Genomic DNA, 19,116 nt, shown 5'->3' on the forward strand with positions numbered 1-19,116 from the left:
CTCCACCTGCCCATCGAAGTCCTCACATTGATCACATCGCATATGGGCGCATCGCTGTGCCCCGTGCCCCGTAGGAGCATCTCAAGGAGGAGACTGCCATGTCTGCACTGCTCTCACGCCGTTCCATCCTCGCCGGTTCCCTGGCGGCCGCCGCCGCTGCCAGCCTCGCCGCCTGCGGCGGCTCCGGGGGGTCCCAGGGCTCGTCTGGCAAGGACGGCAACACCCTGACGGTGTGGACCTGGGACCCCAACTTCAACATCTACGCGATGAAGGAGGCTGAGAAGATCTATAAGAAGGACCACTCGGACTTCAGTCTCAACATCGTGGAGATGGCCTGGGATGACGTGCAGCAGAAGCTCACCACCCTGGCCCAGAGCAAGGAGACCGACCAGCTGCCGGACATCTTCCTCATGCAGAACCTGGCGGCGCAGAAGAACATTGCCAACTACCCGGACATCTTCTCCGACCTGGAGGACTCCGGCGTCGACTTCTCCCAGTTCCCCGAGTCGGTCCTCAACTACTCCATGGAGGACGGGGTCCACTACGCCCTGCCCTTCGACTCGGGCACTGCCGTGCTGGCCCTGCGCACCGACCTGCTGGAGCAGGCCGGATACACGGTCAAGGACTTCACCGACACGACGTGGAGCAAGTTCATCGAGATGGGCAAGACCGTCAAGGACAAGACCGGTCTTCCCATGCTCTCGAGCCTGGCGGGCGGCTCGGACCTGTCCACCATGATCCTCCACTCCTCGGGCTCCAGCCTGTTCGCGGAGGATGGCAAGGTGACTATCGCCGACAACCCGGCGGTCCTCAAGGTCGCCGAGGTCTACAAGCAGCTGGTGGAGACCGGCGTGCTCATCGAGGTCAACTCCTGGGACGAGTACGTCGCCACCTTCACCAATGGCCAGGTGGTGGGCACCATGAACGGCATCTGGATCTCGGGCTCCATCCAGACCGCCGAGGACCAGTCCGGCAAGTGGGCCCTGACCAATGTGCCGTCGCTCGACGGCGTCGACGGCGCCACCAACTACACCTCCAACGGCGGCTCGTCCTGGGTGATCTCCTCCAATGCCGACTACGAGCTGGCGGCCGACTTCCTCAAGGCCACTTTCGCAGGGTCCACCGAGCTCTACGACACGATCCTGCCCTCCTCCGGGGCGATCGCGAACTGGCTGCCCGCAGCCAAGTCCGAGGTCTACCAGAAGCCGGTCGAGTTCTACGGCGGAGAGCCTGTCTACGCCCAGGTGGTGGAGTACGGCACCAAGGTGCCGGCAGTCAATATCGGTGTCTACGCCTACGAGGGGCGCGACGCCTTGACGGCCGCCATTACCCAGATCGTCAACGGAACCGACCCCAAGACGGCTCTGAAAGAGGCGCAGGAGACCACTGAGTTCGCCATGAGCTGAGGTCCGCCATTCCCGGGGCTGGTGCCCGTGGCGGCCGTGGAGGGCCGCGGGTATCAGCCCCGGAGCAGTGGGGCCGGGTCCGCATGGCCGGCCCCGCACGGCGAGAAGAACACGGTGAGAAGAAAGTAGGTTGTCCATGTTGCACGTCTCGTCCAGGGGGCCTGCGCGTGAGGCGGCGCGCGCTGGTGCTCAGGGATCCGCCGGAGCGCGCCCCGGATCCGGGCCCACCAGATCGGAGAGGCGCCGCAGCCTCATCGGCTGGGCCTTCCTCGCGCCCGCCTCCCTGCTCATCCTGGTGATGAGCTTCTATCCCATGCTCCAGGCCTTCCTGCTGTCCATGCAGACAGGAAAGGGGACCAGGCTGCGCTATGCGGAGCCGCTGTGGTCCAACTACCAGCGGCTGCTCAGTGATGAGACCTTCCTGATGACGCTGCGGACCACATTCATCTACCTGCTGGTCCAGGTTCCCATCATGCTGGTGCTGGCCATGATCCTGGCCGTCATCCTCAATGACCCCAACCTGCGGTGGAAGGGGTTCTGGAGGACGGCGATCTTCCTGCCCTGCGCCGTGTCCCTGGTCTCCTACTCCCTGGTCATGCGCACGCTGTTCGCCACCGATGGCTTCATCAACGACCTGCTGATGGCCGTCCACCTCATCGACAGCCCGATCAACTGGCTGGGGCAGACCGGCACCGCCCGCATCGTCATCATCCTGGGGCTGCTGTGGCGGTGGACCGGGTACAACATGATCTTCTACCTGGCCGGCCTGCAGAATATCGACCAGTCCACGATCGAGGCCGCCCGCATCGATGGGGCCGGTCCGTGGCAGACCTTCTGGTACGTCATCGTCCCCCAGCTCAAGCCCATGATCCTGCTCACGGCGATCCTGTCCACCAACGGAACCCTCCAGCTCTTCGATGAGTCCTGGAACCTCACGCGCGGTGGCCCGTCCTACACCTCGATGACCATGTCGCACTACCTCTTCGAGCTCTCCTTCCTCAAGAGCCCCAACTTCGGGTATGCCTCGGCCATCTCCTACGTGATCCTCATTCTCGTCGCGGTCCTCGCGATCATCCAGATGAAGGTTGGTGACAAGCGCGATGGCTAAGCGCATGAGACGGCTCCTGTCCTACTCGTTCCTGACCGTGGCGGCGGTCCTGTCGGTCTTCCCCCTGTACTTCATGGCGGTCTCGGCCACCAACACCTCCAATGAGGTGATCTCCTCCAAGCTCCTGCCGGGGACCAATCTGGTGGAGAACTTCCACAAGCTCCAGATGGACACCAATGTCTACCCCGCTATGGGCTACTCGGCGGCCATCGCCCTGGTGACCACGGTGGCGGCCCTCCTGGTGTGCTCGATCGCCGGCTACGGCTTCGAGATCTTCCACTCCAAGGGCAAGGACCGGGTGATGAGTGTCCTGCTGCTGGCGATGATGATCCCCTTCGCGGCCACCATGATCCCCCTCTTCCAGCTCTTCGGCAGCCTGGGGCTCATCAATTCCCTGTGGGCCGTCGTCCTGCCGGTGGTCTCCACACCCTTCCTCATCCTCCTGTTCCGCCAGGCCTCGCGCTCCTTCCCCCACGAGATCCTGGAGGCGGCCCGCCTCGATGGGCTCAACGAGCTGGCGATCTTCGTGCGCATCTACATGCCCACCATGAAGTCCACCTACGCGGCAGCCGCCGTGGTGACCTTCATGACCTCCTGGAACAACTTCCTGTGGCCCCGGATCATCCTGGTGGACCAGAAGTTCCAGACCATGCCCATGCTCATCTCCAACCTCTCCGCCGGATACACCACGGATTACGGCGAGCTCATGCTCGCCGTGCTCCTGGCCTCCCTGCCCGCCATGGTCGTCTTCCTCGTCCTCCAGCGCTCCTTCGCCAACGGCATCATGGGGGCGGTGAAATGACCGGGACGACCCGCGCCGCAGGGGCGGAGCAGGGCATGCAGCCCCCCTCGGCATTCGACCCCGCATGCCTCCACGACCCCGGGTTCATCGCCGAGAACCGGCTCCCGGCCCACTCCGACCACCTGTGGTACGCCGACTGGGACGAGGCCGATCGGGGCCGCTCCAGCTTCCAGACCAGCCTGGACGGGGTGTGGAAGATCAGCTGCGCCAAGAACCCCGCCCTGGCGGTGGAGGGCTTCTGGGCCGAGGACGTCGATGTCAGCCATTGGGACGACATCCCCGTGCCCGCCCACATCCAGTTCCACGGCTACGACCGCCCCCAGTACGTCAACACCCAGTACCCCTGGGACGGGCACGAGGCGCTGGAGCCCGGCCAGGCCCCCATCCATGGCAACCCGGTGGCCAGCTACGTCAAGGACATCAGCCTGGGCGCGCTGCCCGAGGGCGAGCGCCTCATCCTGCGCCTGGAGGGCGCCGAGAGTGCCGTGGCCGTCTGGTTCAACGGGCACTACATCGGCTACTCCACGGACTCCTTCACCCCGTCCGAGTTCGACCTCACCGGCGCCGCCCGCTGCGGGCGCAACCGCCTGGCTCTGCGGGTCTTCAAGTGGTCGGCCGCCTCCTGGCTGGAGGACCAGGACTTCTACCGGTTCTCCGGGCTCTTCCGCTCCGTGCTGCTGCGGCGCCTGCCCGCCGTCCACCTGGAGGACCTCCGGGTGCGCACCGAGCTGGGAGCGGACCTGGGCGCCGCCGTCGTGCGCCTGGACTACCGGCTGCGCGGTCGCGGTCGCGTGCGCGCCGTGCTCGACGGCGTCGGGGAGCTGGGCGCCGAGGATGCGGCTGACTCGGAGGCCTTGGAGGGCTCGGAGGCGCAGGAGGGGCGAGGCGCCCTGAGCATCACTGTGCCAGACCCCCACCTGTGGAGCAGCGAGGACCCCCACCTGTACTCCCTGAGCATCGAGGTGCTCGACGAGGAGGGCCGGCTGATCGAGGCCGTTCCCCACAGCGTGGGCATCCGCCGCGTGGCCATCGAGGACGGCATCCTCAAGGTCAACTGCAGCCGCGTCGTCTTCAAGGGCGTCAACCGCCACGAGTTCGGCCTCCAGGGCCGGGTGGTCAGCCGCGAGAGGACCGAGGCCGACCTGGTGGCCCTCAAGCGCGCCAATGTCAACGCCATCCGCACCTCCCACTACCCCAACAGCAGCTTCTTCTACGAGCTGTGCGATCGTTACGGCTTCTACGTCATCGACGAGGCGAACCTGGAGGCGCACGGGATGTGGGATCTCATCGCCAGGGGCGGTGCGCCGATCTCCTCGGCCGTCCCCGGTGATGCTCCGCAGTGGCGCGAGGCGGTCCTGGATCGGGCCCGCTCCATGTACGAGCGCGACAAGAACCACCCCTCGATCATCATGTGGTCCTGCGGCAATGAGTCCTTCGGGGGCACCAACCTGCGCGACATGGCAGACCTGCTGCGCAGCCTGGATGCCAGGCCCGTGCACTACGAGGGCGTCCACTGGGATCCCCGCTACCCGCAGACCTCCGACGTCATCAGCCAGATGTACACCCCCGCCGCCCACGTCGAGGAGCAGATCCGCACCCGCAGCGCCCCGGTGGAGCAGGCCGGCCGGCCCGACGGCGCCCAGGAGGATCCGGGGCCCAAGCCCTTCATCCTGTGCGAGTACGCCCACGCCATGGGCAACTCCCTGGGCGCGGTGGACCGCTACCTGGACCTGGCCGAGCGCGAGCCCCGCTTCCAGGGCGGCTTCATCTGGGACTTCTCCGACCAGGCCATCGAGCTGCGCAGCTCCAGCGGGCGCACCTACTTCGGCTACGGCGGGGACTGCGGGGAGGCGCCGCATGACGGCGACTTCTGCGGCAACGGGATCTTCTTCGCCGACCACACCCCCTCGCCCAAGGTCGCGGAGGTGGCCCACCTGTACCGGCCGCTGCTCACCGAGGTGAGCCAGGAGGGCCTGACCATCACCAACCGCTTCCTGTTTACCGCCTCCAGCGAGGTCGAATGCGTGGTCAGCCTGGAGCGCGAGGGCAGGCTACTGGCGCGGGCCGTGGTGGACACCGACGTCGCACCCGGGCAGACGCAGTCCTACCCGCTGCCCCTGAGCCTGCCGGAGCAGGCGGGGGAGTACGCCCTGACCGTCTCCTTCCACCTGAGGCGGGCCACCAGCTGGGCTCCCGCCGGCCATGAGATCGCCTGGGATCAGCAGGTGCTGACCCGTGGCGAGCAGGCCGGACCAGCCGCTGGGGGCGGCACGGCGGCGCAGGGCGCTGCGGCGTCGGCCTCAGGCGGGCCCCTCTGGCGGGTGGAGGCCCGGGCTCCCGAGCTCATCCGCGGTGGGCACAACATCGGGGTGCGGGGCGAGCACTTCGAGGCGCTCTTCTCCCGCCTGGCGGGGGGCCTGAGCTCCTACCGCTACGGCATGACCCCCGACGGCGGCAACGAGCTGCTGCGCTCTGTGGTGCGCCCCTGCTTCTGGCACGCCCCCACGGCCAATGAGCGCGGCTATGCGGGGCCCTTCCACGAGGGCGCCTGGCTGCTGGCCAGCCGCTACTCCCGGCCCGTGGACGCCTGGCCCCGGGTGGAGCAGGACGACGCAGCGGTCACGGTCGCCTTCGACTACGAGCTGGCGGGCCTGCCCGGCTCGACCTGCTCGATGTCCTACCGGGTGCTGGCCGACGGGACCGTGGAGGTGGCCCAGGTGCTCCGGCCCGCCGGAGAGGTGCCCGAGCTGCCCGAGTTCTCCACCCTCTTCGAGGTCCCCGGCTCCCTGGGCCGCCTGACCTGGTACGGCCAGGGCCCCCAGGAGTGCTATGTCGACCGCTGCGGGGGCGCCCGCCTGGGCGTCTACGAGGCTGAGGTCCGCGAGCAGCTGACCGCCTACCTCAAGCCGCAGGAGGCCGGCAGCCGCACCGGGGTGCGCTGGGCCGAGTTGCGCGGGCCGCGGGGCCTGGGGCTGCGCTTCGAGTGCGAGCCGGGGGCGCCCATGGAGTTCTCCGCCCTGCCCTGGACGCCTTTCGAGGTGGAGAATGCCGCCCACCCCACGGAGCTGCCCCCCTCGGAGCGCATGGTCATCCGCCCCGCCCTCATGCGGCGCGGCGTGGCCGGCGACGACTCCTGGGGAGCACGGCCCCTGCCCGAGTACCGCCTGCCCACGGGCCGCCTGGAGCTGCGCTACTCCTTCCGCGGGCTGCTGTAGCAGGCCCGGTTGGCCGGCCGCCTCATCGAGGTGACATCCTCACCTCGATGAGGCGGCCGGTGCGCTGAGGATGTGCAGGGGGGAGGGGTCAGTCCCGGTTGGCGAAGCGCTCCAGGAGCGCGGCGTCGCCCCCGACCACCAGGATGTCATCGGGGGCGATGAGGGTGTCGGGGGTGGCGTACTCGAAGGGCTCGCCGGGGCTCATGAGGCCCACGACCGTCACCCCGTAGCGGGAGCGGATCCTGGACTGGCCGATGGTGAAGCCGTGCAGGTCCGAGCGCGGGCGCATCTTGACGATGGTGAAGCCGCCCTTCTCCATCTCGATGTAGTCCAGCATCCGCCCGGAGACCAGGTGAGCGGCGCGCTGCCCGGCGTCGAACTCGGGGTAGACCACGTGCTGGGCGCCGATGCGGCGCAGGATGCGCCCGTGGGCCCGGGAGATCGCCTTGGCCCAGATCTGGGGGGTGCCCAGGTCCACGAGGTTGCCGGTGATGAGCACGGAGGCCTCCAGCGAGGTGGCCACACCCACGACGGCGGTGCCGAAGTCGGTGGCGCCCAGTTGCTCCAGGGCCTCGGCGTCGGTGGCGTCGGCCTCCACCAGGGGGATGCGCCCGGTCCACTGGCGCACGGTGGAGGGATTGGTCTCCACGGCCAGGACCTCGCGGCCCAGGCGGTCCAGGGTGGCGGCCACGGCCGAGCCGAAGCGGCCCAGGCCGATGACGAGGGTGGAGTCGTTGTGGGCGGAGCGGTCTGGCATGGGTCCTCGCGGCGTCCTTGCGGTGGCGGTTGGGTGGTCGGGTGATGGTCGTGGTCTCGGCCATGCGCCCTCCGGGATCCCGGCCGGGGCGGTCACGGGGCCGGCCAGGCCTACGGTAGCCTCCGGCGTCGCCCGCGTACACAACCGCCGGGCTCGTGACCGGGGAGGCGCCCGGGAGGGGCGGGTCGCGGGACCCTACCCGATGAGGGGGCTCTCCTCGGGCATGCGGATGACCCGACGGCGGTCTCGCAGGGCCAGCGCCGAGGCCGCCGTCATGGTGCCCACGCGCCCGACGAACATCAGGGCCACCACGACGTACTTCGCGCTCTCGGGCAGGATCGGGGTGATGCCCGTCGATAGCCCCACGGTGGCGAAGGCGGAGATCACCTCGAACAGGACCCGGTCCAGGGTCAGGTGGGTCAGCTGGAGCAGTACCAGGGTGGCGATGCCGATGATGGAGACCCCGATGAAGGCCACCGCCACGCTCACTCTCACCGTGGAGGGCGGGATCCGGCGGCCGAAGGCCTCGATGTCCTCGTCCCCCCGGGCCTCGGCCAGGATCGCCAGGACCAGCACTGCGAAGGTGGTGACCTTGATGCCCCCGGCGGTCGAGGCGGTGCCCCCGCCCACGAACATGAGGACGTCCTGGAGCAGCCAGGTGGTCTCGTGCATGTGCTCGGGGGCGATGAGGGACAGCCCCGAGGAGCGGGCGTTGACGCCGTTGACCAGGGCGGTCAGGAGCTTGCCGCTGGTGGGCAGGGCCCCGTAGGTGCGCGCATTGCCCCACTCCAGAGCCGCGATGGCGACCGCCGAGAGGAGGCTGAGGCTGAGATAGGTGGTCAGGGTGATCTTGGTGTGCAGGCTCCAAGCCCGGGGCCGGCGCCGGTGGCCGGCGACGTCGAGGATGACGGGGAAGCCCACTGCGCCCACGATGGTGCCCAGAACGATAGGAAGCCCCATCCACCAGTCGGAGGCGTAGGGGGCCAGCCCCTCGGGCATGACCACGAAGCCCGCGTTGTTGAAGATGGACAGGGCCATGAACAGCGAGTACCACAGCGCATGGCCCAGATCCAGGCCGCCGATGAGGAAGCGCGGCAGCAGGGCGGCCATGAGCACCAGCTGGCATCCCACCGAGGTGTAGATGACGGCGCGCAGCAGGGAGGCGACGTCCCCCAGGCGCGACTGGTTCTCCTGGGCCGCCAGCATCCGCTGGGTCAGGCCCACGTGGCGGGAGACCACCAGGGAGAGCAGGGAGGCGATGGTCATGATGCCCAGGCCGCCCACGGCAGCCCCCAGGATGATGACGGCCTGGCCGAAGGGCGACCAGTAGGTGGCGGTGTCCACCGTGGTCAGGCCGGTGACGCAGACGGCGGAGGTGGCCGTGAACAGGGCGTCGACGAACTCTGCCCGCTGCCCGGAGGCGGTGGCCACCGGCAGGCTGAGCAGCCCCGTGACGACGGCGATGATCCCGGCGAAGACGGCGACGGCCAGCCGCGAGGGGGTGAAGCGGGCAGCCTGGGCCACTCGCTTGAGGGAGCCGAGTCGGCGGAGCCGGCCCAGCAGTTCGCGCAGCGCGGAGGGCTGCTGAGCGCTTCTGCCGGCCCTGGCGGTCCTGCGAGGCGCGTCGGATTGCTGGGGCACGCCCGCCATTGTTGCTGACCGGGGGCTCCTGGTCATCTCAGCGCGCCGGTGACCCGCCGGCGGTGGGCTCGTGGTGCGCCGGCCAGGCGCCGGCCCGGCGCTGCTGCGGGCGGTGCGGTGCCGGGGCGGCCGAGGAGCTGTCGGGACTCCTGTTGCTCCAGGGCCCAAGGTGGCTATGGTTGCGCTGGATACTCCAGTGTGAGATGCGACGCGCGTGATTCATGTGAGTGCGAAACCCTGTGCCGGGCTGCCGGCTCGGGCTATATTGGCTGTGTTCCTGCCCCCCGTGGGCGCCCTCGACGATGGGACTCAAGAGTCATGGCACCGGGTCTGCCCACATCCTCCAGCGCCTCCGGCGCCCCCTCCTTCCTCACGGTGGCCGAGGTGGCCGGGATGCTGCGCGTCTCGAAGATGACCGTCTACCGCATGGTGCACTCGGGGGATCTGCCCGCGATGCAGGTCGGGCGCTCCTTCCGCGTCCCCGAGCGGGCCGTCCAGGAGTACCTGGCCGCCGGGCTTGGTGACTGGGGCCACGAGAAGTCAGAGGCATCAGGGTCCTAGGACCCGCTAGACTCACCCGGTCACCCGTGTGGTCGGCTGTGAGTCGTCACGCGCCGACCAATCGCCCCAAGGCGCCCGCCGGTCGATCCCCGGCCCCGGCGGACCCGGTGGGCACGACCAGCGAACTGCAAGGAGATCTCATGGGATCCGTGATCAAGAAGCGCCGCAAGCGCATGGCCAAGAAGAAGCACCGCAAGCTGCTTCGCAAGACCCGCCACCAGCGTCGCAACAAGAAGTGACGGTCACGCGCCCGTGATCGGCGAGGGCCTCGTCCGCGCAGGACGGGGCCCTGTGCATATCCGTGTGCATCCACCCGGGGCTGGCGCGCCCGCAGGGCCGGAGCCCGCCCAGCGCCCCGTGCCGGGGCTCCGCCGCCGTCGCCCCGTGGGCTGGGGCTGGCGCTGCTGGCCTATCCTGCTCCTGCCACCGTGATCACCAGCAGCGCCCGACTCCCGAGGAGAGCCCCATGACGCAGCCCAGCCGCGCAGCCCGCACCGACTCCGTGGGTCGGGGGCCTGACGCTGCGGATGCCTGCCTGATGCCGCTGACCGCCCCGGAGGGGGAGTCCCAGGAGGCGTGGCCCGCAGCCGTGGCCGCCCTGGCCCGGCCGCTGGGCGGCCCGGCGCCCACGACCCTGGCCGAGATGACGACCCTGCGCGTGGGCGGGCCCATCGGCGGCTTCGTGGAGGCCACCACCGAGGCCGAGCTCATCGACGCGGTGCGGGGCGCCGATGACGCCGGCACCCCCCTGCTGGTCATCGGCGGGGGCTCCAACATCCTGGCCTCCGACGCCGGCTTCGAGGGCCTGGTGGTGCGCGACGCCCGCCAGGAGGTGCGGACCGACTCCGACAGCGCCTGCGGGGGCGTGGAGTTCACCGTGACGGCGGGCACCACCTGGGACGACCTGGTGCGCCAGGCCATCGCCTCCCATTGGGCGGGCTTCGCCCCCCTGTCCGGCATCCCCGGCACCGTGGGGGCGGCGCCGGTGCAGAACATCGGGGCCTACGGCGCCGAGGTCTCCGAGCTCCTGGCCTCCGTGCGCGCCTGGGATCGGCTGACGGGCCGCACCGCCCACCTGCCCCTGTCGAAGCTGGCCCTGTCCTACCGGGACTCCGCCCTCAAGCGCTCCCTGACCGACGCCGAGGTCGGCGGCGGGCGCCTGTGGGGCCCTACGGGCCGCTGGGTGGTCCTGGAGGTGGGCTTCCATGTGCGCCAGGCCTCCCTGTCCGCCCCCATCGCCTACAGCCAGCTCGCCGGTGCCCTCGGCGTCGAGCTCGGGGAGCGCGTCCCAGCCGCGCGGGTGCGCGAGGCGGTCCTGGAGCTGCGCCGCTCCAAGGGCATGGTCCTGGACGACGCCGACCGCGACACCTGGTCGGCCGGCTCCTTCTTCACCAACCCGATCCTCACCGAGGAGCAGGCCGCGGCCCTGCCCGAGCAGGCCCCCCGCTTCCCCGTGACCGACCACTCCAAGGTGGTCCTGGGCACCCGGGCCGCCCCCGTCATCGAGGGCCTGGTCAAGACCAGTGCTGCCTGGCTCATCGACCATGCGGGATTCACCAGGGGCTTCGCCCTGGGCGGCGCCGGCACGGAGAGCGGCGCACCGGGTGGTGCTCCCGCCTCGCTGTCCACCAAGCACGTCCTGGCGCTGACCAACCGGGGTGGGGCCACGGCGGCGGATATCGCGGCCCTGCGCGACGCCGTCGTGGCCGGGGTCCAGGAGCGCTACGGCGTGACCCTGGTGCCCGAGCCGGTGCACGTGGGCTGGTGAGGGCGGCCCGGGCCCACCGCTGAGGGCCCCGCGCCGCGGGCGCCTGCCTTCCTGAGGAGCTCCTGCGCCGCGGGCCGCCAACCCCGCACGCAAACGATTGCGTTTGTGCAAACGTTTGTGTACCGTGTGGGGCACCATCACGCCGCCCCGGGCCCGCGCCGCCGGGGCGGCGCCCATCCCTTCTGAACCACAACGAGGTGGATCATGAACAACAGCAGTGGTCTGTTCGGGATCAGCGCCAAGCCGCTGGGACAGATACCCCTCCAGGTCCAGCGCAAGCGCTGGATCTGGGAGTTCCTCAAGACCTACTCCGTCCTCATCATCGCCTACGGGGGCTTCTACCTCCTGCGGACCAACTTCAAATCGGCCCAGCCCTTCCTCGTGGAGCAGGTGGGCCTGACCACCACACAGCTGGGGGCCATCGGCTTCGGCTTCTCCCTGACCTACGGCTTCGGCGGCCTGGTGCTCGGCTTCTTCATCGACGGGCGCAACACCAAGAGGGTGGTGGCCGCCCTGCTCCTCGCCTCGGGCCTGACCTCGATCCTCATCGGCATCGTGCTGGCCGCCGGGGGCAGCCCGTACGGGTGGATGATCCTGCTGTGGTCCCTCAACGGCCTGTTCCAGGCCCCCGGAGGGCCGTGCTGCAACTCCACGATGAACCGATGGACGCCACGACGCCTGCGGGGCCGCTTCATCGGCTGGTGGAACTCCTCCCACAACCTGGGCGCCATGATCGCCGGCGCACTGGCCCTGTGGGGCGCCAACACCCTGTTCCACGGCTCAGTCATCGGCATGTTCATCGTGCCCGCCATCGTGGCCATCCCCATCGGCATCTGGGGCTACTTCTTCGGCAAGGACGACCCGGTGGAGCTGGGCTGGAGCACGCCCGAGGAGATCTTCGACGAGCCCCAGTCCAAGGCCGACGCCGTTACCGAGGACATCCCCAAGGGCCGGATCCTCATGGACTACGTCGTGAAGAACCCCGCCGTCTGGTTCCTGTGCATCGCCAACGTCGCCGCCTACTGCGTGCGCATCGGCATCGACAACTGGAACGTCCTCTACACCCATGATGTCCTGGGCTTCTCCGACTACGTCGCGGTCAACTCCACCATCGCCCTGGAGCTCGGCGGCCTGGCCGGCTCCCTGCTGTGGGGCTACGCCTCGGACAGGATGGGCGGGCGCCGGGCCCTGGCCGCCGCCATCGGCATCGCCCTGGTCATCATCCCCATCTGGGTCTACTCCCAGGCCACCACCCCGACCGTGGTCTATGTCTCCCTGTTCCTCATCGGCTTCCTCATCTTCGGGCCCGTCACGCTCATCGGCATCTGCGTCATCGGCTTCGCCCCCAAGACCGCCACCGTCGTGGTCAATGCCGTGCCCCGCGCCTTCGGGTACGTCTTCGGCGACTCCATGGCCAAGGTCCTCCTGGGACGGATCGCCGACCCCACCAAGGACGGCGTCACCATCCTGGGCCACACCCTGCACGGCTGGGGATCGACCTTCACGGTGCTCATCGCCTCGGCGGCGGTGGGCCTGGCCTGCCTCATCGTCGTTGCGCTGCTGGAGGAGCGGCTCATCCGCGGTGACCGCGCCTTCTCCCAGGGCGAGGAGGAATGATGGGCGCCATGGCACCCCGCAGCGATCTCGACGATCTCCTGGCACTGGCGGTCGACGTCGTCCGGGAGGCGGCCGCCATGGCCCTCCACCCGGGCCGCGACCTTGGGATCCGCGTCAAGGCGGACCGCAACGATCTGGTCACCGCCGTGGACCGGCGCATCGAGGAGTATGTGGCCGCCCGCCTGCAGGCCACCGGGTACGGCCTGCTGGGGGAGGAGGGACACGGCGTGGAGACCTGGCAGGGCCGGGTGTGGGTCCTGGACCCCATCGACGGGACGATGAACTTCGTCCAGACCCATCGGGACTACGCGGTCAGCCTGGCCCTGTGCGAGGACGGCGCCCCGGTGCTCGCCGTGGTCATGGACGTGGTGGCCGACCGCTGCTACACCGCCGTGCGCGCAGGCGGCGCGCGCTGCAACGGCCAGGCCCTGAGCCCCGTCGTCGACGGGCGCGGCTACCGCGACGCCGTCCTCATCACCGATCTCAAGGAGATGCGGGCCCTGCCCCGCCTGGCCCAGTGCCTGGAGGAGTCCCGCGGGCACCGGCGCTACGGCTCGGCGGCCCTGGAGTGCGTGGAGGTCGCGGCCGGCCGGGCCGGCGCCTTCGTGCACATGTGGGTCTCGCCCTGGGATATCGCGGCGGCCAGCCTCATCTGCTCCGAGCTCGGGGTGCGGGTCACCCGCCTGGACGGCACGCCCCTGGACCTGCGGTGGAAGGGCTCCGTGCTCGCCGCGCCCCCGACCATCCACGACCAGCTCCTGCACCGGCTCATGATCGACCCCCGGTAGAGCGGAGCGCAGGAGCACTCAGCGGCGCGCCGGGCCGGTGGAGGAGCGCGGCACCAGGGTGGTGCCCACGGTGCGGCTGACCGGCTCATGGGCTGGTGAGCCGGACTCGACCCGGGCCTCGGCCAGCTCCACGGCCAGGCGCGCCACCTCGGCCGGGCTGCGGTCGATGGAGGTCAGGTCGAAGGCCGCCGAGGCCGCCAGCCGGGAGTTGTCGACGCCGGCCACCGACAGGTCGGCCCCCGGCCGCAGCCCGGCGCGCAGCGCGGCGATGATGGCGCCCTGGGCGCACTGGTCGTTGTAGCACACCACCGCCGTGCACGGCTCCTGGCCGGGGTCCGGGCGCAGGCTCCCGGCCAGGTCCAGGAGCGGGGCGAGAGCGGCCAGGCCCGAGTCGACGTCCGCCCCGCCCGCAACGGTGTGGAAGGCCAGCCCGGCCTGCCCTGCGGCCTGCTGGAAGGCCCGGCGCCTGGCATCGGCCGAGACCCCCGGGGTGGAGTCGATGTAGAGCAGGCGGCGGTGGCCCAGGCCCCGGAGGTGGTCGATGAGCTGGGCCATGCCTCCGGAGTTGTCGCTGGTGACCAGGTCCGAGGCGGCCACGGGCCGCTGCTGGCCGATGGTCACCGCCCCCTCCAGGAGGGCGGGCTCGGCCTGCGCCACGGTCGCCGGGTCGATGATGATGAGGGTCTGGCAGCGCAGACGGTGCAGGTTCCCGATGGCCTCACCGGCTCCGCGCAGCGGTCCGACGCTCTCGGTGACCAGGCGCAGGCCATGGGCCTCGGCCCGGGCCAGGATGTGATCGCGGTAGACGACGTGGAGCTCCTGGTCCAGGCGGCACAGCAGCCCCAGGACGCGGGGGCGCGGGGCGCGCAGCAGGCTGCCGATGGGGTCGGCCTGGTAGCCCAGGCGCCGTGCGGCCGCCCCGATCCGACGGCGGGTGGACTCGCTGATCTGCGGGCTGCCGGCCAGCGCCCGGGAGACCGTGGAAGCGGAGTACCCGGTCGCCTCGGCGACATCCTTGAGCGTGGGGCGCCTCATCGGCTCTGCGCCTCCGGTGCTGCGGAGCCCCACTGGCCATCGTTCCCACGGCTGTCCCCGGGGCCATCCCCCTGGAGGCCGCCGCCGGGGCCCCCGGTGGGCTGGGGTCCGGAGCGCTGCGAGTCGGGGTCGGGGCCCGCCAGCCAGTCCTCGACCTGGGCCAGCCACTGCTGCTTGGAGTCCGCAGAGGCCAGTGAGGCGCGGATCGAGCCGCGCGCGAGCTCTGCCAGGGCCGCGTCGTCGCAGCCCAGGGATCGGGCGATCTCGTACTGGTCGACCAGCCGGGACTGGAAGAGCAGCGGGTCGTCGGCGCCCAGGGCCACCTGGGCCCCATGGGCCAGCAGTGCGGGGAGCGGCACCTGCTGCGTGCTGGGGTAGACGCCCAGGCCCACATTGGAGGCCGGGCACACCTCCAGGCTGATGCCCTGGCCGACCACCTCCGCCAGTAGCGCCGGGTCCTCCCCGGTGCGCACCCCGTGCCCCAGGCGGGTGGGGCCCAGGGCGGAGACCACCTCGCGCACATGCTCGGGCCCCAGCAGCTCCCCGCCGTGGGGCATGCAGGCCAGGCCGCCGCGGCGGGCGATGGCGAAGGCCGGGCCCCAGGAGGCCGTCTGCCCGGCGCGCTCGTCATTGGACAGCCCGAAGCCGACGACGCTGCCCGGATCCTGCCCGGCGTAGCGCACCGCCAGGCGGGCCAGGGTGCGCCCGTCCAGGGGGTGGCGCATGCGGGAGGCCGCCACGATGATCGCCACCTCCACGCCCGTCAGGGCGGTGGCCTGGCGGGCGGCGTCCAGGATGATCTCCAGGGCCGGGGTGATACCGCCCACGAAGGGGGCGTAGCTGGTGGGGTCCACCTGCATCTCCAGGCGGCGCGAGCCCTCAGCCGCGTCATCCATGGCCGCCTCCAGGACCAGGCGGCGCATGGTCTCCTCACTGCGCACCAGGGCTCGGGCAGTGTCGTAGGCGCGCTGGAAGCGGAACCAGCCCCGCCGGTCCGCCGGGACGCGCAGCGGGTCGCCGTCCAGGAGGCTGGCGGGCAGGCGCGTGCGCGTGGCGGTGGCGAGCTCGACCAGCGTCTCCAGGCGCATGGAACCCGTGAAGTGCAGGTGCAGGTGCGCCTTGGGCAGGGCGGCGAGATCGCGCATGGACGGAATTGTTCCATGAAGCGACCCCTCAGCCGGTGGCGGGACCCGCGGGCCGGACCCGCGGGCCGGACCCGCGGGCCGGACTCGCGGCCCGATCCGCGCCGGACCCACGGGGAACCGGTGCGCATCCCGCCCGCGAGCCCGGCCTGGACCTCTTATCCACGGCGAATCATGGTCTTGGCGCAGTCGGTGGGGCAGACTTGAGGCATGAACCACTCGTCGGCCACGCATGAGCCGGAGGAGGTCGCCCTGCTGACCGGGCCGCGCGCTGCCTCTGTGCTCTCGGCGGCATTGGCGCCCTCGGGGCAGGGACTGGCCAGCTGGGAGGTCCACTCGGTCCACCACCGCCCCGGCGCGGGGGTCTCCGTGGGCTACACCGCCGTCGTCGTCTCCGGGGGGCGCTCGACCACCGAGTACCTGTGCGCGACCACCGCCCGCCTGTCCAATCCCGGTGCCCCCGGGCTCACGCGCGTGGCCCCCACGGGAGGCGATGGGCCCGTGGTCCATGTGTGGCGCCACCCGGCCGACCCCGAGCTGCCGGGGCTGGCGGTGGCCTGCACCCCGGCGCTGCTCTCGGCCCGCATCGGCACTCAGATCAAGGCCACGATGGTGGCCTACCGCCCCACCCGCCGGGCAGTGGTGCGCACGACCTTCCCGGATAAGACCACCGCCTACGCCAAGGTCCTGCGCCCCACGCAGGCGGCCGGCTTCGCCCAGCGCCACCGCATGCTCACCGCCGCGGGTGTGCCGGCCCCGGAGGTGCTGCGGGAGGACTCCGACGGCCTGGTGCTCATCTCGGCCGGCTCCGGCGTGGCCCTGTCGAGCCTGCTGTCCCAGGGGATGGAGGTCGACCAGGCCGAGAGGGTCTTCAACGGCCTGATCTCCCTGCTGGACTCGCTGCCCCGCAGCGCCCTGCAGCTGCCCGTCCACCCCGCCTGGTCCGACCGGGCCCGCCACTACGCCCATGCCGCCGCCACCGTCCTGCCCCAGAGCGCGGTGCGCGCCCGGGCCGTGGCCGACGGCGTGGAGCACCTGATGAAGAGCTCGCACACCGGGCCGCTGGTCCCCGTCCACGGAGACTTCTACGAGGCCAATATCCTCATGGAGGGGGAGAAGGTCACCTGCCTGCTGGACGTGGACTCCCTGGGACCGGGCTACCGGGTCGATGACCTGGCCTGCCTGCTGGGGCATATCAGCGTCCTGGACCACCTGGCCCCCTCCTCCTACCCGCGCCTGCGCCCCATCCTGGAGACCTGGACGCGGATGGCCGAGGCCCTCGTGGACCCCGTGGCCCTGCGCGCGCGCTGCGCCGGGGTGGTCCTGTCGCTGGTGGCGGGCGCCCGGCGGGAGGACGGCGGGCCGTGGCGGGCCGACGCCGAGGGGCGCCTGGCGCGGGCCGAGGCCTGGCTGGCCCAGGGCCGCGAGATCCTGGCCCGCCGCGGTGCCCACTGAACGGGCCCGCTGAAGGGCGCTGAAGGGCCCAGCAGCTCCTCCGCCTTTCTCCGGGCTCGCCGCGCCTGCGGTGAGGGCGCCCTGCCCGGGGCGGGTGTCCGGGGCCGTCATCGTCCTGTCATCCCCATTGCCCGTAGGCTGCCCGCGAGTCCGGTGCCCGCCGGGCGGGAAGGCCAGTCATGCTCCATCCCCTCGCTCCAGTCGCCCTGGCAGGCCCTCTCGGGTCCGCTGGTGGATCCCCTGTGCCCGCACTGCCGGCGGCGGCTCCCGCCGGCTCGCCCGGGACCGCCTCCGCCGGCCTGCCGGCCGTACTGTCCTCAACGGCCCTGCCCGCCTCGACGGGGGCGGCCGGGCAGGCCGAGGCGGTGCTCAACGCCCTCCGCGACTTCATCTGGGGCCCGTGGTTCCTCATCCCCCTGCTCCTGGGCACCGGCATGGTGCTCACGGTGCGCCTGCGGGGCCTGCAGCTGCGCAAGCTCGGGCCGGCGCTGCGCTTCGCCCTCCTCGATCGCCAGGACGGGGAGAAGGACACCGCCGAGGGCGATATCTCCCACTACCAGGCCCTGACGACGGCGCTGGCGGCCACGGTCGGGGTCGGCAATGTCATCGGCGTGGCCACGGCCATCCACCTGGGTGGCCCGGGGGCCCTGTTCTGGATGTGGGTGACGGCGCTGTTCGGCATGGCCTCGAAGTACGCCGAGGCCTTCCTGGCGGTGCGCTTCCGCACCACCGACGCCCACGGCAAGCAGTCCGGTGGGCCCCAGTACTACCTGCGCCACGCCATCAAGGGCCCCATGGGGCGCTTCCTGTCGGTGTTCTTCGCCGTGGCCGCCATCCTGGCCTCCTTCGGGATCGGCTCGACCACCCAGTCCAATGCGGTGGCCGCTCAGCTGTCCCACTCCTTCGGTTGGGACCCGGCCCTGGTGGGGATCCTGCTGGCTATCGCCGTCGGCGCGGTGCTCCTGGGCGGCATCAATGCCATCGGCACCGTCACGGCTGCCTTCGTGCCCATGATGATCGTCTTCTACGTCTCGGGGTGCCTCTACATCCTGGCGGCCAATATCGGCTCCATCCCCGACGCCCTGGGCATGGTCCTCCAGGGGGCCTTCACCGGCTCGGGGGCGGCGGGCGGATTCCTGGGCTCCACAGTCCTCCTGGCCATCCAGTACGGGGTGGCCCGGGGCATCTTCTCCAATGAGTCGGGCATGGGATCGGCGGCCATCGCCGCAGCGGCGGCCAAGACCAAGCACCCCACCCGCCAGGGCCTGGTGTCCATGACCCAGACCTTCATCGACACCATCATCGTGGTCACCTGCACGGGCCTGGTCATCCTGACCACGGGCAGCTGGATGGGGCAGGACCCCGAGACCATGACGGCGGAGGCCTTCAGCCACGGCCTGCCCGGCCAGTGGGGCCACTACATCGTCTCGGTGGCCCTGGTCTTCCTGGCCTCCTCCACCATCCTGGGGTGGGCCTACTACGCCGAGCGCTGCGTGGTCAGGCTCGTGGGGGTCCACGGGGTGCTGCCCTTCCGCATGGTGTTCACCATCGCCGTCTTCATCGGCTCGGTAACGAGCCTGGATGCGGTGTGGGCCTTCGCGGATATCGCCAACGGGCTCATGGCCGTGCCCAACCTCATCGGCCTGCTCGTGCTCTCGGGCCTCATCGTCCGTGAGACCCGCGACTACCTGGCCCAGGACCCCCACCTGCGCCGGCCCGGGGGCGAGTTCACCTCCGTGCCGGGGTCGCCGGCGCTCCAGGAGTCCTGAGCCCCGATCCGGCGGGCGGACCCCCGGGGCACCGACCGGCACGACCCCGCCC

At 70.9% G+C, this 19,116-nt stretch carries 15 protein-coding genes; 11 read left to right on the top strand and 4 right to left on the bottom strand.

Annotation, left to right across the window (positions count from 1 at the left end; genetic code table 11):
• Nucleotides 1-98: 98 nt before the first annotated feature.
• The 4 genes from MANAM107_RS08045 (at nt 99) to lacZ (ending at nt 6,531) form a co-directional block, all read left to right on the top strand.
• On the top strand, nt 99-1,406 hold the full coding sequence (locus MANAM107_RS08045; RefSeq protein WP_223907173.1) for an ABC transporter substrate-binding protein: 1,308 nt from the start codon (nt 99-101) through the stop codon (nt 1,404-1,406).
• Between the two features lie 136 nt (nt 1,407-1,542).
• Nucleotides 1,543-2,514 (top strand): carbohydrate ABC transporter permease, encoded by a 972-nt coding sequence (locus MANAM107_RS08050; protein ID WP_223907177.1) that lies wholly within the window; start codon nt 1,543-1,545, stop codon nt 2,512-2,514.
• A 4-nt stretch (nt 2,515-2,518) separates the two neighbouring features.
• Nucleotides 2,519-3,316 carry a carbohydrate ABC transporter permease gene (locus MANAM107_RS08055; RefSeq protein WP_223907180.1) on the top strand — a complete coding sequence of 266 codons (798 nt, stop codon included), beginning with the start codon at nt 2,519-2,521 and terminating at the stop codon, nt 3,314-3,316.
• Nucleotides 3,313-6,531 carry a beta-galactosidase, LacZ type gene (gene lacZ, locus MANAM107_RS08060; RefSeq protein ID WP_223907183.1) on the top strand — a complete coding sequence of 1,073 codons (3,219 nt, stop codon included), beginning with the start codon at nt 3,313-3,315 and terminating at the stop codon, nt 6,529-6,531. Before MANAM107_RS08055 ends, lacZ begins: the two co-directional genes overlap by 4 nt.
• Before the next feature lie 88 nt (nt 6,532-6,619).
• Here lacZ and MANAM107_RS08065 read toward each other — a convergent pair whose 3' ends face one another.
• On the bottom strand, nt 6,620-7,288 hold the full coding sequence (locus tag MANAM107_RS08065) for a potassium channel family protein (RefSeq protein ID WP_223907186.1): 669 nt from the start codon (nt 7,286-7,288) through the stop codon (nt 6,620-6,622).
• Between the two features lie 195 nt (nt 7,289-7,483).
• A complete protein-coding gene (locus MANAM107_RS08070) occupies nt 7,484-8,938 on the bottom strand; it encodes a TrkH family potassium uptake protein (RefSeq protein ID WP_223913004.1) in 1,455 nt (484 codons plus the stop codon).
• A 309-nt stretch (nt 8,939-9,247) separates the two neighbouring features.
• On the opposite strand from MANAM107_RS08070, the gene MANAM107_RS08075 reads away from it, so the two are divergent.
• The 5 genes from MANAM107_RS08075 to MANAM107_RS08095 all read left to right on the top strand — a co-directional run bounded on the left by MANAM107_RS08075 (nt 9,248) and on the right by MANAM107_RS08095 (nt 13,663).
• Entirely contained in the window at nt 9,248-9,490 is a 243-nt protein-coding gene (locus tag MANAM107_RS08075) for a helix-turn-helix domain-containing protein (protein WP_179899792.1), read from the top strand.
• Between the two features lie 140 nt (nt 9,491-9,630).
• On the top strand, nt 9,631-9,729 hold the full coding sequence (locus tag MANAM107_RS08080) for a 30S ribosomal protein bS22 (protein WP_003792170.1): 99 nt from the start codon (nt 9,631-9,633) through the stop codon (nt 9,727-9,729).
• Nucleotides 9,730-10,028: 299 nt separating this feature from the next.
• The gene (locus tag MANAM107_RS08085; protein WP_373314090.1) at nt 10,029-11,258 is read left to right on the top strand and encodes a UDP-N-acetylmuramate dehydrogenase; all 1,230 of its coding nucleotides are present in this window, start codon (nt 10,029-10,031) and stop codon (nt 11,256-11,258) included.
• 204 nt (nt 11,259-11,462) lie between these two features.
• Complete coding sequence (gene uhpT / locus MANAM107_RS08090) at nt 11,463-12,875, top strand: hexose-6-phosphate:phosphate antiporter UhpT (protein WP_223907193.1); 1,413 nt, start codon at nt 11,463-11,465, stop codon at nt 12,873-12,875.
• Between the two features lie 8 nt (nt 12,876-12,883).
• Nucleotides 12,884-13,663 carry an inositol monophosphatase family protein gene (locus tag MANAM107_RS08095; protein ID WP_223907197.1) on the top strand — a complete coding sequence of 260 codons (780 nt, stop codon included), beginning with the start codon at nt 12,884-12,886 and terminating at the stop codon, nt 13,661-13,663.
• Nucleotides 13,664-13,681: 18 nt separating this feature from the next.
• On the opposite strand, the gene MANAM107_RS08100 is transcribed toward MANAM107_RS08095, so the two are convergent.
• Nucleotides 13,682-14,698: a LacI family DNA-binding transcriptional regulator gene (locus tag MANAM107_RS08100; protein WP_223907200.1), complete on the bottom strand. Its 1,017-nt coding sequence runs from the start codon at nt 14,696-14,698 to the stop codon at nt 13,682-13,684.
• Nucleotides 14,695-15,843 carry an adenosine deaminase gene (locus tag MANAM107_RS08105; protein ID WP_223907203.1) on the bottom strand — a complete coding sequence of 383 codons (1,149 nt, stop codon included), beginning with the start codon at nt 15,841-15,843 and terminating at the stop codon, nt 14,695-14,697. The genes MANAM107_RS08100 and MANAM107_RS08105 overlap by 4 nt, the downstream gene beginning before the upstream one ends.
• A gap of 207 nt (nt 15,844-16,050) precedes the next feature.
• On the opposite strand from MANAM107_RS08105, the gene MANAM107_RS08110 reads away from it, so the two are divergent.
• Complete coding sequence (locus MANAM107_RS08110; RefSeq protein ID WP_223907206.1) at nt 16,051-17,295, top strand: phosphotransferase; 1,245 nt, start codon at nt 16,051-16,053, stop codon at nt 17,293-17,295.
• 242 nt (nt 17,296-17,537) lie between these two features.
• On the top strand, nt 17,538-19,064 hold the full coding sequence (locus MANAM107_RS08115; RefSeq protein ID WP_223907209.1) for an alanine/glycine:cation symporter family protein: 1,527 nt from the start codon (nt 17,538-17,540) through the stop codon (nt 19,062-19,064).
• Nucleotides 19,065-19,116: the final 52 nt, after the last annotated feature.

The organism is Actinomyces capricornis (assembly GCF_019974135.1).
Classification (GTDB): Bacteria; Actinomycetota; Actinomycetes; order Actinomycetales; family Actinomycetaceae; genus Actinomyces; species Actinomyces capricornis.